Here is an 18,138-nt window from a genome sequence, read left to right as displayed (position 1 = left end):
AAAGCCTGCCGAATAATGGGAGTACATCGCTCGCCAGCCAATAGGCTGAAAGCGAGCCTAACGCCACGGTGAACAGACAAAAGAAAAAAGTGACAAGACGAAATAAGTGGGGCGACCGTTCGTGAAATTCGTAAGGTTGGCGTGTCGTCATCGATCAGCAAGCTCCGGACGTAATCACCGCCCGTCTACCTGGATGCAAACATCCTTGCCATCGATGACCTTGCACGGCCAGTTGTCATTGATGTAGTGATCCGGCTTGAAGCACACCCGTTCGTCATTGACCCAGAACAGCTGCCAGGCAGACCCGGAGATCAGTAGCTTCGAGCAGGGCGAATACCCCCTGGCAAGCAGAGCCAGGGTAGTCAGGACCATCACTGCAGGTACCACATACAGCAGCGTCTTCAATGACAACCCGAACATCAAGGTCTGGAAACGGTGCAGCCGTGAAGCGGGAGGCGGGTCGAACTTCTTACCGGTCCAGGCGCAGATCGCGCTGCCGACGAGCAGAATGGCCAGCGCGGGAGGCGCCATGAGCAACCCGAACGCCAAGTATGGCGTTTCCACGACGGGGGCGCCGCGCAGGAGCCTGCCGTACAGCGGGAACAGGTAGTGGATATAGGCGTACACCGAGATGGCGCCGACCAGCAGAAATGCAATGAGCATGATCACTGCCAACGACCTGATCTTCAGTGCCGTCGGTTCGGAGGATATCTGTGAAGAGTGTGTTTTCATCGTCAGAACTTGGGTAGATTGAACGTTGGCAGCGAAGGCATTGACGGCATCGATGGCAGCCTAGGTGCGCTTGGCCAGGTTGGCAGGTCAATACCGTCTGGACGCAATTTGCGAATGATCCAGGACTTGGCTTCATCGTAGAGCTCGTCGGCAATTTTACCCGCGACGTCGGCAGCGGTTTGCTCCGCGTAGCGGCGCAGGTCGGCTGGCTTGATTTCAGTGATCGTTTTGTGGATCGCCTGGATGTGATCCACTGCATAGCGCAAGCCGGCCTTGACGGCATTCTTGATGCCGAAATGGTTGTCCAGCGCGTTAAGCCCAAGCCCTACCGCGAATACGACGAGCGCTCCGGCAATGACCGGTGCGGCAGCGGCGGTGAACAACGAGCCAACGGCCAGCGCCGCGGCGTAGCCGAGCGCCGAGGCGATGCCCGCCTTGATCAACTCCACGCCGACGCCGCCGAACAGGTCGCTCATGATGTGCTCGTCACCGAACACCCATTCGGCTACCTCGATGGCGACGGCCACATAGCAGGAAAGCTTGAACCCTTTGATGGACGAGCCGCGCACGCCGTATTTGCCGATGCCCATGCTGACCAGCTTGGCGTTCTGGATGCCATAGCGCGGCGCGTTGAGTGTTTTGCGCAGGCCGGGATAGCCGGTGAGGATCACGTACTGCTTGCCGTTGCGCACCGTGTAACGCACCTTCGTGCCGATACCATTCATGTCGCGGATGAACGCGGTGATGTTCCTCGCGTCCCAGGCCGCCATGGCCGTGGGAACGCCCCAGGTCGTATTGACGAAGGAATGAGGCACGCCATTGTAGGTGGACTTCACACTTTGCCATGTGCCATTCAGCATCTCGCCCTGTGTGCGGTTACAGGCCAGCGGTGGCTGGGTGGCACAGTGTTTCTGCTGGGCGAACTGGGCCTGTGCGTGAAAGTCCTCCAGCGTCATGATCACCATTTCCCGGTGATTCTGATCCATTTCCCGGTCTAGTTGGCTGAGTTGGCTTTCACTCACGCTCATGGCGACGCTCCCTGAAATTCGCTGTGTACTGCCTCATGGCTAAGCGCAAGGAGCCTACACCCCGAAAGTCCACCAGATCAAACCGGTGGGTAAAATCCGTGGCAATAAATCGATAAAGCGTATACCGCTTCACATCCTCCCCAGCGCCTCTGGTGACTGCGGGCGGGCGTCACCAGAGCGAGGTATGGCGTATCGCCATCATTTGACAGCCTCTGTCAAGCACGTTTTCATTAGTCGATTTCCAGCTTGATGCAGGATGCACTGGTATGATTACGGACGCCCTCGAGTCGATGCTCACCCAGCATCAACGCCTGTTCACCTTCGATTCCCCCTTGCCCCCGGAACAAGAGCTGCAGCTGCTCAGCTTCAGCGGTCGGGAAGCGATCTCCGAACTGTTCAGTTTCCAGGTAGAGCTCATCTCCCAGGATGCCCGCATCGAACTCAAGAAACTGATCGGCAAGAAGGTCACCCTGGGGATCGCACTGGCCGACGGCAGTACCAAGTACATCAGCGCACATGTATCGGACTTCGTGCATACCGGCGCCGATGGTGGCATCGCCAACTACACCGCCGAGCTCGTGCCCTGGATCTGGATCCTCAGCCGCCGTCGCGACTCGCGCATCTTCCAGGACAAGACCACCGAGCAGATCGTCAAGGAAGTCTTCGCCTACTACCTCACGCTGGCGGACCATGAGTTCCGCTTAAGCCAGCCGCTCAAGCCGATCAGCTATTGCACGCAATACCAGGAATCGGACCTGAACTTCGTGTTGCGCCTGCTGGAGCAGGAAGGGCTGTTCTTCACCTTCCAGCACAGCCAGGAAGGCCATCGCATGATCATCAGCGATGACAGCAGCATGCTCCCTCAGCTCGAGCGCCAGCCGGTGATCCGTTATCACAGCGCATCGGTGACCGAGACAGCCGACTCGATCACCTCCTGGTCCGCGGCACGCCGCTTCCAGCCGACACGCCTGACGCTCAAGTCGTTCGACTACAAGCAGCCCGGCAACCCGCATCTGGTCCAGCTCAATTCGGTCAACCAGCAGGGCGATATCGGCCACTACGAAGTGTTCGAATACGAAGGCCTTTATGGGTACGCAAACGCCGACGAAGGCATGCGCAAAGCACGTCATCGCCTCGAAGCGATGGAGGTCAACGGCAAGACCTTCAACGGTGAGAGCAATTGCCGAGCGATGGAGCCTGGGCATTATTTCGAGCTGACCCAGCACTACGACCATGACAACGATGCCCCGGACGATCGACAGTTCCTGATCCTGTCGGTCAACCACTGGGGGCAGAACAACTACGCCAATGATGGCGAAGCCGGTTACCGCAACGGGTTCACCTGCATCCGTCGCAAGATTCCATTCCGGCCTGAGCTGCATACCCCGCGCTCGGCCATTACCGGCCCGCAGACCGCCATCGTCGTCGGGCCTCCTGGCGAAGAAATCTATACCGATGAACTGGGCCGGGTGAAGTTGCAGTTCCATTGGGACCGCAACGGCGAATTCAACGACCAGAGCTCCTGCTGGGTACGCGTCGCCCAAACCGGCGCCAGCGGCGGGTTCGGTAGCATCCAGATCCCACGCGTCGGCGACGAAGTGGTGGTGGTATTCCTCGACGGCAACCCGGACCGTCCGCTGATCATGGGCAGCCTGTACAACACTTCCAACACCCCGCCATGGTCGCTGCCGGCGAACAAGACCCAGAGCGGCTTCTTGACCCGCTCGACGAAAGGCGATGGCGGAACCGCCAACTTCTTCCGCTTCGAAGACAAGGCCGGCGCCGAGCAGATCATCATGCACGCCGAGCGCAACATGGACACCGAGATCGAACTGGACGAGACCCATGATGTGGGGAACAACCGGACGATCACGGTGGGTGGGGCGCATACCGAGACGGTCAAGAAAGATACCGTGGTGCAGGTCACCGAGGGCTCCTACACCCTTCAGGTCGACAACCAGTTCATTCAGGTGGCGGCCAAGCAGCACATCATCCTGCAGGTAGGCGACAGCAGCATCAAGCTGACCCCGGAAGGCATCGAGATCAAAGGCAAGGTCATCACCACCAACAGTACCGACCTCACGCAGATCACCGGCACTCCCGTACGGATCAACGACTGAGGCGGGTAGAGATGAGCAGGACGTCGATCTACGACCGCATTTCCGCCAAGCGCGAAGCCCAACAGGAAGCCGCCCGCCTGGCCGAGCTGGCGCAAGCCGCCAGCGTACCGGAGCCGGTGGTCGAGCCGGAGCCGGTACCTGTCGCGCTGCAGGATGTGGCCAGCGGTTTCACCTTTGGTGGTTTCACGCTGCAATTTCCAGTCGGCTTTCGTTTCCGCGACATCCAGACCACCCTCGAACATGAAGGCGAGCCGGTTACCCTGAAAATCCGCCGCCGCGATGTCCGCTCTCGGCAAACCTTGGAGCAGTTGTTCGAGGCTGCGATCCAGGCGTTGCGTGAATTGAACCCGCAACTGCGCGTGATCCGCCAGCGTGACTGCTACGTGGCCGGCAATCCGGCCAAAGCCGTGGATTTTCACTTCAATGCCGGCCATGAACCCCGACATGGGCGGATGGTCGGGGCACTGGTGCCGGTCGAGGGTAGCGACTCGCTGCAATGGCTGGATATCTCCTGCGTGATCGACCCGACCCGACCGAGCCTCAGCCAATGGCTGACCGACTTTGACCGTATGCTCGACGGCCTTGCATTGCGCTGACCCGAACGTTTTTCGTTATCAGGAATTTTCATCACATGGATTATGAATTGCAGGAAGGCGGCATCACGCTGCCGGCAGGTTTCGAGGACCGTACGGTCAATATGTTCGTTCTGGGGGCCAGTGTTCCAGCACCGTTGAGCATCACCATCTCGCGGGACACCCTGCTGCCGGACGAAGCCCTGCAAGCGTATGTGGATCGCCAGGTCAAGATGTTGACCTCCAAGCTGCGCGGCTATACCCGCATGGGCAACAAGCCCGTCTCGCTTTCCACGACCGCGCCGATTCCCGGCATCCAGATCGACGCCTACTACATGAACCAAGGGCGCCCGCTGTACCAGCGTCAAGCCGCCTTCATCATCAGCCCCGGGCGTGCATTGATCTTTTCGACCACTGCGCAGGCCGATTTCAGCCCTCAGCAAAACCAGGACTGGGACAACCTGCTGGCCAGCTTCACCCCACGTAACCCCGACGTCACCAGCGCCGAGCCCGGCGAACAGGAGTAACCCCTCATGTTCGAAGCGGCCAGGTTCGGCGACGAGATTTCGCACACCAGCGCGCTGGGGGGCTTCCTGATCGGAGCGGCCCTGGGGATCGCGCTGGTGGCCACGGTGGCCATCGCCACGTTCACATGCGGGTTCGGCGTGGCCTTGCTGGCCGGTCTCGCGGCAGGTGTAGGGGGCAGCTTGCTGGTTGCCGCAGGGGAGGCGATAGGCAAAATGTTCTCATCCCCCTCAGGGACGATAACCACTGCCTCCCCCAACGTCTTCATCAACAGCCGCAAGGCCGCGCGCGTCGAAAAAAGCATCGGTGCCTGCGACAAGCACCCAGGGCCGGTGCAGATCGCCGAAGGCTCGACCAACGTCTTCATCAACAGCGTGGCCGCCGCACGCAATGGCGACAAGCTGACTTGCGGCGCGACCATTACCAGCGGCTCGGACAACGTCATCATCGGCGGCGGTACCTACCGTTACCTGCCGGTAGATGATGAAGTACCTGAATGGCTACGCACCACCGTCGATGTGCTGATGGCCATCGCGGGTGCTGCCGGCGGTATCGCGCAGTTGATCAAGGCCGGTAGCCAGGCCGGTATGAAGGCCATCATGCCGTGCGTGGCCAAGTTCACCGCCGGGTTCGTGGCCGGCGAGGTGGCCAGCCGTTATGTGGTCGGCCCCGCGATCGAGCGTGCCGTGGGCGGCCTGGTGGGCAACCCGGTCGACCTCACGACTGGGCGCAAGGTCATTCACGACGAAGTCGATTTCAACCTCCCGGGCCTCATGCCGATCGAATGGTCGCGCTTCTACGCCAGCGACCTGACCGTCGACAGCGTACTCGGCCGTGGTTGGGTGCTGCCTTGGGAGCAGAGCCTGCGCCGCAGCGGTAGCTTCATCTACCTGACCGACAACCAGGGCCGCGAAGTCCCCTTCGTCACCCTGCAACCGGGCGAGCGCATCTACAACCCCCACGAGCAGGTGTACCTGGTGTGCACCGAGGGCGGCCACTACCTCCTACAGACCCTCGACAACCTGTTCTTCTACTTCGGTGAAGTGCCAGACACCAACACAGAAGTCCCGCTGCAACGCATCGAGAACGCCCTCGGCCACTTCCTGCACTTCACCCGTACACCCGAAGGCAGGCTGACCGACATCAGCGCCACCGGTGGCATCCGCGTGCACCTGCACTACGACAACCCGCTGGGCCGCCTGACCGACATCAAGCGCGTGGTGAACAACGAAGCGGTGGAAACGCTCACCCAGTACCGCTACGACGAACACGGCCAACTGAGCGAAGTGATCAACCGAAACGGCGATTCGGTGCGCGGCTTCATTTACGCCGAAGGGCTGATGACCAGCCACAGCAACGCGCTGGGCCTGGGCTGCCACTACCGCTGGGAAACCATTGGCGACAAGCCGCGCGTGGTCGAGCACTGGACCAGCGACGGTGAGCACTATCACTTCCGCTACGACCTGAGCGCCCGCACCAGCTGGGCCACCGACGTGTTTGGTCGCGAGCTGGAAGTGCAGTACAACGCCGACCATCGCGTGGTTGCCAGCCGGGACTATGGTGGCGAGCGCTATGCCATCGAGCTGGACGAACACGGCAACATGGTCGGGCTAGGCCTGCCGGACGGCAACAAACTCGCCTTCAAGTACGATGAATATGCCCGCCTGCTGGAGGAAATTGACCCGCTGGGCCGCAAGACCACCTATGAGTATCACCACCTGACCACCCTGGTGACGCAGGTCAGCTACCCGGACGGCAGCACCTGGCGAGCGCGCTACGACGACAAGGGCAACCTGCTCGCCGAATTCGATGCCCTCGGCCAGATGACCGAGTACCTGAACAGCGACGATGGCCTGCCGCATACCATCATCGACGCGACCTACAAGTCCAAGTACCTGTGGTGGAACACCCAGGCCCAGGTCGAGCGTTACCAGGACTGCTCGGGCAAGAGCACCTACTACCGCTACGACGAGCGCCAGCACCTGGTCGCCGTCACCGACGCGCTGAACCAGACGACCACGCTGGAGCGCAAGCCGGACGGTGAGGTGCTGAAGATTACCCACCCGGACGGCACCTCGGAAACCTTCACCTACAACGCCTTCGGCCAGGTGCTCAGCCACACCGACGGCAAGGGCCAGACCACCCGCCTGCTGCGCACTGCCCGGGGTTTGCCGAGCAGCCGCCAGGATGCCAAGGGCCAGCGAATTCGCTACGAGTACGACAAAGCCATTCGCCTGACCGCGTTGGTCAACGAGAACAACGCGACCTACAGCTTTGCCTACGATGCGTCGGACCGGTTGGTCGAAGAAGTACGGGTGGATAACCTGACCCGGCGGTTCAGCTACAACGTCGGAGGTCATCTCACCCGACTGGATGAGATTGGCTACGGCGAAAACGCCGAACGCCCGGAACGGCACACGCTGTTCGAGCGTGACAGCATTGGCCGGTTGGTCGCCAAGATCAACCGCGATGCGAGCCAGACCTTCGCGTACGACGATGGCGACCGGTTGCTGAGCATCGAACGGCAACCGACCGGGATCGGTAAGCAGCTTGGGGTCACGGAAGAGAAGCTGGAGTACGCCTACGATCTGCTCGGCCGGCTGACGAAAGAAATCACCCCCAACGGCACACTCGGCTACGAATACGACCCGCTCAGCAACCTGACCACGCTGACATTGCCGGACGGCCGCAAGGTCAACCACCTGTACTACGGCAGCGGGCACCTGCACCAGCTGAACCTGGATGGCCAGGTGATCAGCGACATGGAGCGCGATGACCTGCACCGCGAGGTGTACCGGACCCAGGGCAAGCTCACCAGTTGCTTTGGTTATGACGCGATGGGGCGCAAGGCCTGGCAGTTCGCGTCGAGCTTGCCAGCCGACAAGCTCTCGCAGGTGCACAACACTGGCATCAATACCTCGCTGCTGGTGGAGCATGCCTACAACCCGATCCACCGCCGTTATCAGTACGACCCTGCGGGTGAACTGGTGCGCACGCTGGACAAGCTGCGCGGCGAAATCAAATACGAGTACGAAGCCAACGGCCAATTACGCAGCCGCGATACCGGCTCGCTGATTGGTAGCGAAGAGTTTCGTTACGACGCGGCGGCCAACCGGTTGGACTTCAACGCGCGCCAGTTCGATAAGGTCAAGGACAACCGGATCAAACAGTGGCGGGATCAGGAATACAGCTACGATCCGTGGGGCAACCTGATCGAGAAGCGCTCGGGGCACAGCACGCTGCAGAGCTTTGCCTATGACTGCGAAAACCGATTGGTGCGGGCAGAAACAACGGTCAATGGCAAGCTGGAAAGCACCGGGCACTATCGTTATGACAGCTTGGGGCGGCGGGTTGCGAAGCAGTCGGAAATCAACGGCGAGGTCGAGCAGAAACGCTTCCTCTGGCAAGGGTTGCGGATGTTGCGTGAGGAGACGCCGGGGCAGAGCATTCTGTATTTCTATGAGCCAGGGAGTTACGCGCCCTTGGCACGTGTCGATCAAGTCGAAGGGGAAGGGCAGAAGGTCTACTACTTCCATACTGATCAGATCGGCACGCCGCTGGAACTCACGGACAGTGACGGCAAGATCGTTTGGCAGGCTACGTATCGATCGTGGGGTTCGATAGAGCAACTGACTGTCGATGAGGTCGAACAAAATCTGCGCTTTCAGGGACAGTATTTCGATGACGAGACGGGACTGCACTACAATACCTTCCGTTACTACGATCCCGAGATCGGGCGCTTTGCCACTCAGGATCCTATTGGACTTCTTGGAGGAATCAACCTTTACCAATATGTTGTCAATCCACTCGGTTGGTTAGATCCACTAGGATGGGCTGGAAATCCTGCTAATGCTACGCATATCGCATACGAAGGTGTCAAGGATGGTAAGCCTTATATTGGTTACGCAAGTAAGCCAGGACTAGGTCATTCAGCCCAAGATGTGCTGGACTATCGATATTCAAGTACTGCGCACTTTGATGTGGCGCCTGAGCCATTCTTTGTCGGTGATGGCCAGGCTGGAAAAGATACTGCAAGGGGATTGGAACAAAGGGTGTTTGAGGATAGAGGTGGCCTCAAAGGAACATCTAATAAACAAAATCCGGTGGGGGTGAATAATCCTAATAGAGATCGTTATCTCGCGGCTGCTGATGAGCATAGAGCTTCGGGTGGAAAGGCAAAATCTAGTAGAAAGGTGAAAGGGGCTGCATCATGCTGAAGTCTTTGAAGTGGCAGGAAGGTTTGGTTGTAAGCATCAAAGTGGAAGAGGGTTCATACGCTATTTCCCAAATGAGAAACAATCATCTTTTGGAGGTTTTTAATATTTTTACTAGTGATGATGATTGGAAGGGTGTGGATTTAAATAATGTTGATGTGCTGTTCACGATTTTTGTTTCGATAAAAAATATCAAAAATATTTTTTCGCGTGTAGTTTCTAATGAGCTGGTTGCGCCAAATGAACGGCCTGTTGAACGTCGTATGCTTTCAGCAATATTTGGTACTCCAGGGAACACTGGTGCAAAGCTCATAGAGTTGTCGGAGGGGTATTCAAATATTGGTGGGAAAGTAATCAAGGACTCCCTTTCATCTGATGCAGACCTGGAATTGATTCATCGCTATGAACTTTGTGGGATGGTAGGCGATCCCGAGAAAATTGTTTCGCGAATTAAAAACTATCGGGAGACTGGAGTGAACTGGGATCCATCAAAAGAGTTCTTGTTTCCTGGTATCCAGCGGCCATTGCAATAAAATATCGGCTCTAATATGAGGCGCGTCAGTGCGGAGATTTTTTGGAGTCAGTTGCAATATTTGGATGGCGATGATAGTTGCTTGGTTGGCTTGATGCCTATACTGAATGAGTTGGTGGTGGATTTGATAAAGTCGCCTCGTTCTCAATATGGTCTCGCGCTACTTCCGCTATTCAGGAAGTGTTTGGTTAGTATTAATGCGCAGGGGTTGTCGATTGAAACAATTGAAAGAGACTCCTTGCTGGACGTTCTGTATAGACTTGGAGAGCTTGTAGAGATACCGAGAGATAGCTTCTATCTCGAGGCTTGGCGAGGAGATTGGTAGGCGTTGAGTGCTTTTTCTTGATTTTTTGCTGTGGTTTACTTGCTCTTTAAAATATAGGTTTGATTAGAGGGCGGTTTTTCGCCCCCTAATTTAGTTCTCTTTTGCTTTTAGGAAGTTATATGCGGCTGTCGGTATTCTTATAGGCAGCACCGCGAAGTCCCCTTCGTCACCCTGCAACCAGGCGAGCGCATCTACAACCCGCACGAACTGGTGTGCACCGAGGGCGGCCACTACCTCCTGCAGACCCTCGACAACCTGTTCTTCTACTTCGGTGAAGTGCCAGACACCAACACCGAAGTCCCGCTGCAACGCATCGAGAACGCCCTCGGCCATTTCCTGCATTTCACCCGTACAGCCGAAGGCCAGCTGACCGACATCAGCGCCACCGGTGGCATCCGCGTGCATCTGCACTACGACAACCCGCTGGGCCGCCTGACCGACATCAAGCGCGTGGTGAACAACGAAGCGGTGGAAACGCTCACGCAGTACCGCTACGACGAACACGGCCAACTGAGCGAAGTGATCAACCGCAACGGTGATTCGGTGCGCGGCTTCACCTACGCCGAAGGGCTGATGACCAGCCACAGCAACGCGCTGGGCCTGGGCTGCCACTACCGCTGGGAAACCATTGGCGACAAGCCGCGCGTGGTCGAGCACTGGACCAGCGACGGTGAGCACTATCACTTCCGCTACGACCTGAGCGCCCGCACCAGCTGGGCCACCGACGTGTTTGGTCGCGAGCTGGAAGTGCAGTACAACGCCGACCATCGCGTGGTTGCCAGCCGGGACTATGGTGGCGAGCGCTATGCCATCGAGCTGGACGAGCAGGGCAACATGATCGGCCTGGGCCTGCCGGACGGCAACAAACTCGCCTTCAAGTACGACGAGTTCGCCCGCCTGCTCGAGGAAACCGATCCGCTGGGCCGCAAGACCACCTACGAGTATCACCACCTGACCACCCTGGTGACGCAGGTCAGCTACCCGGACGGCAGCACCTGGCGAGCGCGCTACGACGACAAGGGCAACCTACTCGCCGAATTCGATGCCCTCGGCCAGATGACCGAGTACCTGAACAGCGACGATGGCCTGCCGCACACCATCATCGACGCGACCTACAAGTCCAAGTACCTGTGGTGGAACACCCAGGCCCAGGTCGAGCGTTACCAGGACTGCTCGGGCAAGAGCACCTACTACCGCTACGACGAGCGCCAGCACCTGGTCGCTGTTACCGACGCGCTGAACCAGACGACCACGCTGGAGCGCAAGCCGGACGGTGAGGTGCTGAAGATTACCCACCCGGACGGCACCTCGGAAACCTTCACCTACAACGCCTTCGGGCAGGTGCTCAGCCACACCGACGGCAAGGGCCAGACCACCCGACTGCTGCGCACGGCCCGGGGTTTGCCGAGCAGCCGCCAGGATGCCAAGGGCCAGCGAATTCGCTACGAGTACGACAAAGCCATTCGCCTGACCGCGTTGATCAATGAGAACAACGCGACCTACAGCTTTGCCTACGATGCATCGGACCGCTTGGTCGAAGAAGTACGGGTGGACAACCTGACGCGGCGTTTCAGCTATAACACGGGTGGTCATCTCACCCGACTGGATGAGATCGGCTACGGCGAAAATGCCGAACGCCCGGAACGGCACACGCTGTTCGAGCGTGACACCATTGGCCGGTTGGTCGCCAAGATCAACCGCGATGCGAGCCAGACCTTTGCGTACGACGACGGCGACCGGTTACTGAGCATCGAGCGGCAACCGACCGGGATCGGCAAGCAGCTTGGGGTCACGGAAGAAAGGCTGGAGTACGCCTACGATCTGCTCGGCCGGCTGACGAAAGAAATCACGCCCGCCGGCACGCTCAGTTATGAATACGACCCGCTCAGCAACCTGACCACCCTGACATTGCCGGACGGCCGCAAGGTCAACCACCTGTACTACGGCAGCGGGCACCTGCACCAACTGAACCTGGACGGTCAGGTGATCAGCGACATGGAGCGCGACGACCTGCACCGTGAGGTGTATCGGACCCAGGGCAAGCTCACCAGTTGCTTTGGCTACGATGCGATGGGGCGCAAGGCTTGGCAGTTTGCCTCGACCTTGCCTGCAGACAAGCTGTCACAGGTGCACAACACAGGCATTAACACGTCGCTGCTGGTGGAGCATGCCTACAACCCGATCCATCGACGTTACCAGTACGACCCGGCCGGTGAGCTGGTGCGCACCCTCGACAAGCTGCGTGGCGAGATCAAGTACGAGTACGAAGCCAACGGCCAGTTGCGTAGCCGTGATACCGGCTCGCTGGTGGGCAGTGAAGAGTTCCGCTATGACGCGGCGGCCAATCGGCTGGACTTCAATGCGCGGCAGTTCGACAAGGTCAGGGACAACCGGATCAAGCAGTGGCGCGATCAGGAGTACCGCTACGATCCGTGGGGCAACCTGATCGAGAAGCGCTCGGGGCACAGCAAGCTGCAGACCTTTGCCTATGACTGCGAGAACCGGCTGGTGCGGGCGGAAACGTACGTCAATGGCAAGCTGGAGAGTACCGGGCAGTACCGGTACGATAGCCTTGGGCGACGGGTGGCCAAGCGGGCGAAGATCAATGGCCAGGTCGAACAGAAACGCTTCCTGTGGCAAGGCTTGAGGATGCTGCGGGAAGAGACACCTGGGCAGAGCATCTTGTATGTGTACGAGCCGGGTAGCTACGCGCCTTTAGCGCGGGTTGATCGGGTGGAAGGGGAGGAGCAGAAGCTTTATTACTTCCATACGGACCAGATTGGTACACCGCTGGAGCTGACGGATAGCGATGGCAAGATCGTTTGGCAAGCCATGTATCGTGCATGGGGGACGGTAGAGCTTTTCGCTGTCAACGAAATTGAGCAGAATTTGCGCTTTAAAGGGCAGTACTTTGATTCAGATACAGGTCTGCACTACAACACATTTAGATACTATGACCCTGAGATAGGCCGATTTATTAGCCAAGACCCAATTGGTTTGGGGGGGGCTGGAATCTTTACAAATACGTAGCCAACCCAATCGCTTGGGTGGATCCACTTGGGCTGGACGCATTAAGCACTCTCGCAGAGCGAGGGTATTCTGGTGTAACGAAAACACTGGGTGGAGGGTTAGATTATGCTGGTAGTAATGCGCTTTATGCGAAAAAGCCTAATGTCAATCCTATAGTTACAATCGAGTACACAGGGGACTATATTAAGGATTTTGAAGCGGCGAATAAGGCCGCTGAATTGAATCAAAAAACGACCCCGCGTGGCTATGTTTGGCACCATCTGGATGACTATGATCCTAAGACTAACAAAGGTACTATGCAGCTAGTGGAGCAGAGAGCTCACCAAGGCGTTCCTCATAAAGGAGGAGTGGCCCAGTACAAGGCGGCAACTGGGAAGTCTTATACATTCCCTGCTAGGAAACCGGCGGCAGCAAAAAAGGTAGGAGGGACTGCATGTTAGATCTAGAAGAGTCTGAATCGAGTATTGATATGGGGGATTTCTCCCAGATTGAGTTTCTGGCTGGAGGAAAGCTTCCGCCTCTATTTAAGAGTATTTATCTTAAGAATAATGGCGGTTTCCCTGAGGCGACCGAGGTCGAAGGTGATGAGTATGTGTTTAGTATAAATGGTTTCAACCCCATAAAGTTTGGTAAGCTGCCGATAGAAAAATTAATGCAGGAATATATAAATCAAGATAGCGACCTTGAAGGTTATGTTCCTTTTGCATATGATGATGGCGGAAACAGCTTTATGCTTTCTTTAAAGAAAGAAGATGCCGGGGTGGTGTATTTATGGATTCAAGGTGAAATGCGTTTAGAGAAAGTTTGTTCGGGCTTTGATGACTTTATAAACTCACTTCGTGTAGGCTAAGAAAACTCCGAACAAGTTGCCCATCAGCCGGAAGTGGACGGCTTGGAGATGCCGAAAAGCCCGATTTTCAGCCGCTGATTATTGGAAAACCAAGGCACAGCCTTGGTTTTCTGCCCTCACGGGCGCACCTCTCCCGTTCCAGGCAATAATTGCCGGCGTACCATCCACAGATTCGACAGGGCAAACAGCGTGGTCAGTTGCGCCGCGTTCTTGGCCAAGCCACGGAAGCGGGTTTTCACATAGCCGAATTGGCGCTTGATCACACGGAATGGATGTTCGACCTTCGCTCGCGCCTGCGCTTTGACCTTTTCGATCTTGCGTCTGGCTTTGTAGAGCACGCTTCGTTTGCTCAAGTGTTTATAGGTGCTACGACGAGCCGCAATCTGCCAGATCACCGGCCTTCCTTCATGCTCCGGCCGCTTCTGCAGCAGGTGATGCGCAGCATGGTTTCCAGTGGATACGGCTTGCGGCCACCGTCAGCCTTTGGGTAGTGAGGCTCGATCAACGCCACCAACCCGCTCCACGGAACCACCTGCTCCATCTCGGCCAGGAAACGCTCGCGACGGGTTTGCTTGCGCTTACCGGCGTACTCGAAATCGGAAAAGCTCATTTGGCTCATGGGATGGCGGGCTTGTAGAAGGCGGTTGGACGGAGGGCTATTTCAGCACAGGTCAGATGGCCTGTGCTGACTTGATCGGAGAGTCCCTAAGCGCGGTGATCAACCCTAACGGCGACACCGTGCGCCGCTTCAGCTACGCCGAAGGGCTGATGACCAGCCACAGCAACGCGCTGGGCCTGGGCTGCCACTACCGCTGGGAAACCATTGGCGACAAGCCGCGCGTGGTGGAGCACTGGACCAGCGACGGTGAGCACTACCATTTCCGCTACGACCTGAGCGCCCGCACCAGTTGGGCCACCGACGTGCTCGGCCGCGAGCTGGAAGTGCAGTACAACGCCGACCATCGCGTGGTTGCCAGCCGGGACTATGGTGGCGAGCGCTATGCCATCGAGCTGGACGAGCAGGGCAACATGATCGGCCTGGGTCTGCCAGACGGCAACAAACTCGCCTTCAAGTACGACGAGTTCGCCCGCCTGCTGGAGGAAACCGACCCGCTGGGGCGCAAGATCCAGTACGAGTATCACCACCTGACCACCCTGGTGACCCAGGTCAGCTACCCGGATGGCAGCACCTGGCGAGCGCGCTACGACGACAAGGGCAACCTACTCGCCGAATTCGATGCCCTCGGCCAGATGACCGAGTACCTGAACAGCGACGATGGCCTGCCGCACACCATCATCGATGCGAACTTCAAGTCCAAGTACCTGTGGTGGAACGCCTACGCCCAGGTCGAACGCTTCGAGGACTGCTCGGGCAAGAGCACCTACTACCGCTACGACGAGCGCCAGCACCTGGTCGCCGTCACCGACGCGCTGAACCAGACCACCACGCTGGAGCGCAAACCGGACGGTGAGGTGCTGAAAATCACCCATCCGGACGGCACCTCGGAAACCTTCACCTACAACACCCTCGGCCAGGTAATCGCACACACCGATGGCAAGGGCCAGACCACCCGACTGCTGCGCACGGCCCGGGGTTTGCCGAGCAGCCGCCAGGATGCCAAGGGCCAGCGAATTCGCTACGAGTACGACAAAGCCATTCGCCTGACCGCGTTGATCAATGAGAACAACGCGACCTACAGCTTTGCCTACGATGCATCGGACCGCTTGGTCGAAGAAGTACGGGTGGACAACCTGACGCGGCGTTTCAGCTATAACACGGGTGGTCATCTCACCCGACTGGATGAGATCGGCTACGGCGAAAATGCCGAACGCCCGGAACGGCACACGCTGTTCGAGCGTGACAGCATTGGCCGGTTGGTCGCCAAGATCAACCGCGATGCGAGCCAGACCTTCGCGTACGACGACGGCGACCGGTTGCTGAGCATCGAGCGGCAACCGACCGGGATCGGCAAGCAGCTTGGGGTCACGGAAGAGAAGCTGGAGTACGCCTACGATCTGCTGGGCCGGCTGACGAAAGAAATCACGCCCACCGGCACACTCGGCTACGAGTACGATCCACTCAGCAATCTGACCACCCTAACATTGCCGGACGGCCGCAAGGTCAACCACCTGTACTACGGCAGCGGGCACCTGCACCAGTTGAACCTGGACGGTCAGGTGATTAGCGATATGGAGCGCGATGACCTGCACCGCGAGGTGTATCGGACTCAGGGCAAGCTCACCAGTTGCTTCGGTTATGACGCCATGGGGCGCAAGGCCTGGCAATTCGCCTCGACCTTGCCAGCCGACAAGCTCTCGCAAGTGCACAACACCGGCATCAATACTTCATTGCTGGTGGAGCATGCCTACAACCCGATCCACCGCCGTTATCAGTACGACCCGACGGGTGAACTGGTACGCACGCTCGACAAGCTACGCGGCGAGGTCAAATACGAATACGAAGCCAACGGCCAGCTCCGCAGCCGCGATACCGGCTCGCTGATAGGTAGCGAAGAGTTTCGTTACGACGCGGCGGCCAACCGACTCGATTTCAACGCGCGCCAGTTCGACAAGGTCAAGGACAACCGGATCAAGCAGTGGCGGGACCAGGAGTACCGCTACGATCCGTGGGGCAACCTGATCGAGAAGCGCTCGGGGCACAGCACGCTGCAGTATTTTGCCTATGACTGCGAAAACCGGCTGGTACGTGCCGAGACATTGGTCAATGGCAAGCTGGAGAGTATCGGGCACTACCGTTACGACAGCTTGGGGCGGCGAGTAGCGAAGCAGTCGGAAAGCAACGGCGAAGTCGAGCAGAAGCGCTTCCTCTGGCAAGGGCTGCGGATGCTGCGTGAGGAGACGCCGGGGCAGAGCATTCTGTATTTCTATGAGCCAGGGAGTTACGCGCCACTGGCACGGGTCGATCAAGTCGAAGGAGAAGGGCAGAAGGTCTACTACTTCCATACTGACCAGATTGGCACGCCGTTGGAACTGACGGATAGCGAAGGTGGGATCGTTTGGCAGGCGACGTATCGTTCGTGGGGGGAGACTGAGCAATTAGCCGTCAATGAGATTGAGCAGAACGTGCGATTCCAAGGCCAGTATTTTGATGCTGAAACAGGTTTCCACTATAACACATTTAGGTACTTTGACTCAGAGGTTGGCAGGTTTATTACTCAAGATCCAATTGGATTGGCTGGAGGGCGAAACTTATATAGTTATGCACCAAATGCAACTGGCTGGGTGGATCCGCTGGGCTGGTGTTCCAAAACTCTCGGAAAAAATATGGAAAGTAGCGGAATGGTACGACCGCAGAACACTGCCGCTCACCACATTGTCGGAGATACCGCCAAATTGGCCGCCCCTGCAAGGGCTATCTTGAATAAGCATGGGATTGATGTTGATGGCGCGGCAAATGGAGTATTCTTGCCGAATAGGTTCAATACCGATGTAGGCGTGCCAGGGATACTACATAATGGTAAACATCCGAATAGTTACTTTGAGTCTGTTAACGAGATTCTAGCTAATGCTGATGCCGCTGGTGGCAAGGATGCTGTGCTAAAAGCAATTGGGAATATCAGGCAAAAGCTCTTGAATGCTCCTAGAAATTCAAATTGGAAAGACATTTTTGGATAATTATGAAATATTACTCTATAACTCAGGATAGTAAATTTAAAACTTTAATAGGTAAAGATGGCGATCTTTCATTGCATGCTGCTGCGCAGCAATATGCCTTTGGCAATGATGTCAAATCTTTGTTTGCAAACCAATATGAACTAGATTTCAATCCTGATGATAAGAAAAAGAAAGACGCCTCGGATATATTTACTTTCTTTAAGCCTGTGCTCATTGTGACGTCTAAGGCCAAAATTATATTCCGCTCCGTGGCTCCCAACTCTATTGAGGATGTAGGTGTGTTGTCCCCAAATTCAGATCATTCTGGAATTTTGGTTCAGACGGTTCTGGATGGCGCGCTTAATAGAGAGCTATCGGAGTTTGATGAGTACCCCAATGGTTTAGTTGTTTATAGGGTTGTGCTTAATGCTCTTGCGGTGCAAGGATGTGATGTTTTTCGGGTGGCTGAAAGTCCGCTTTCCATTTTCGTGTCTGATAAATTTGTTGATGCGGCCAAGGATAGCGGGTTGAAGGGTTTGGATTTAAGGGAGATTAGAGTGGTTTGATAGTATTTCTACGTGAAATTTCGTAGTAA

At 57.1% G+C, this 18,138-nt stretch carries 10 protein-coding genes and 3 pseudogenes; 10 read left to right on the top strand and 3 right to left on the bottom strand.

What is annotated here, in order from left to right:
- Positions 1-174 precede the first annotated feature (174 nt).
- Both K8374_RS12330 and K8374_RS12325 read right to left on the bottom strand, forming a co-directional pair.
- Complete coding sequence (locus K8374_RS12330) at positions 175-684, bottom strand: hypothetical protein (protein ID WP_224459319.1); 510 nt, start codon at positions 682-684, stop codon at positions 175-177.
- Between the two features lie 50 nt (positions 685-734).
- The gene (locus tag K8374_RS12325; RefSeq protein ID WP_084857817.1) at positions 735-1,760 is read right to left on the bottom strand and encodes a hypothetical protein; all 1,026 of its coding nucleotides are present in this window, start codon (positions 1,758-1,760) and stop codon (positions 735-737) included.
- Between the two features lie 266 nt (positions 1,761-2,026).
- On the opposite strand from K8374_RS12325, the gene tssI reads away from it, so the two are divergent.
- The 8 genes and pseudogenes from tssI (at position 2,027) to K8374_RS12285 (ending at position 13,928) form a co-directional block, all read left to right on the top strand.
- Positions 2,027-3,880 (top strand): type VI secretion system tip protein TssI/VgrG, encoded by a 1,854-nt coding sequence (gene tssI, locus K8374_RS12320; protein WP_224455786.1) that lies wholly within the window; start codon positions 2,027-2,029, stop codon positions 3,878-3,880.
- Positions 3,881-3,891: 11 nt separating this feature from the next.
- Positions 3,892-4,476, top strand: coding sequence for a hypothetical protein (locus K8374_RS12315; RefSeq protein WP_224455785.1), 585 nt, complete (start codon positions 3,892-3,894; stop codon positions 4,474-4,476).
- 35 nt (positions 4,477-4,511) lie between these two features.
- Entirely contained in the window at positions 4,512-4,979 is a 468-nt protein-coding gene (locus K8374_RS12310) for a DcrB-related protein (protein ID WP_224455784.1), read from the top strand.
- A gap of 6 nt (positions 4,980-4,985) precedes the next feature.
- A complete protein-coding gene (locus K8374_RS12305) occupies positions 4,986-9,194 on the top strand; it encodes an RHS repeat-associated core domain-containing protein (protein WP_224455783.1) in 4,209 nt (1,402 codons plus the stop codon).
- Positions 9,188-9,724, top strand: a complete 537-nt coding sequence (locus K8374_RS12300) for a hypothetical protein (protein WP_224455782.1) — start codon at positions 9,188-9,190, stop codon at positions 9,722-9,724. Before K8374_RS12305 ends, K8374_RS12300 begins: the two co-directional genes overlap by 7 nt.
- Positions 9,725-10,192: 468 nt before the next feature.
- A pseudogene (locus tag K8374_RS12295) lies at positions 10,193-13,125 on the top strand (RHS repeat-associated core domain-containing protein); the annotation flags it as partial.
- A gap of 171 nt (positions 13,126-13,296) precedes the next feature.
- Positions 13,297-13,518 carry an HNH endonuclease gene (locus K8374_RS26440; RefSeq protein ID WP_411969640.1) on the top strand — a complete coding sequence of 74 codons (222 nt, stop codon included), beginning with the start codon at positions 13,297-13,299 and terminating at the stop codon, positions 13,516-13,518.
- Positions 13,512-13,928 (top strand): SMI1/KNR4 family protein, encoded by a 417-nt coding sequence (locus tag K8374_RS12285; RefSeq protein WP_224455781.1) that lies wholly within the window; start codon positions 13,512-13,514, stop codon positions 13,926-13,928. The genes K8374_RS26440 and K8374_RS12285 overlap by 7 nt, the downstream gene beginning before the upstream one ends.
- 116 nt (positions 13,929-14,044) lie before the next feature.
- Here K8374_RS12285 and K8374_RS12280 read toward each other — a convergent pair.
- Positions 14,045-14,547, bottom strand: a pseudogene (locus K8374_RS12280) (transposase).
- Positions 14,548-14,633: 86 nt separating this feature from the next.
- Here K8374_RS12280 and K8374_RS12275 point away from each other — a divergent pair.
- Together K8374_RS12275 and K8374_RS12270 are read left to right on the top strand one after the other, a co-directional pair.
- Positions 14,634-17,564, top strand: a pseudogene (locus K8374_RS12275) (RHS repeat-associated core domain-containing protein); the annotation flags it as partial.
- Positions 17,565-17,566: 2 nt separating this feature from the next.
- Positions 17,567-18,109 (top strand): double-CXXCG motif protein, encoded by a 543-nt coding sequence (locus tag K8374_RS12270; protein WP_224455779.1) that lies wholly within the window; start codon positions 17,567-17,569, stop codon positions 18,107-18,109.
- Positions 18,110-18,138 lie beyond the last annotated feature (29 nt).

The sequence above is a fragment of the Pseudomonas sp. p1(2021b) genome (assembly GCF_020151015.1).
Taxonomy (GTDB): Bacteria; Pseudomonadota; Gammaproteobacteria; order Pseudomonadales; family Pseudomonadaceae; genus Aquipseudomonas; species Aquipseudomonas putida_K.
This window is presented reverse-complemented; position numbering and strand designations above follow the sequence as displayed.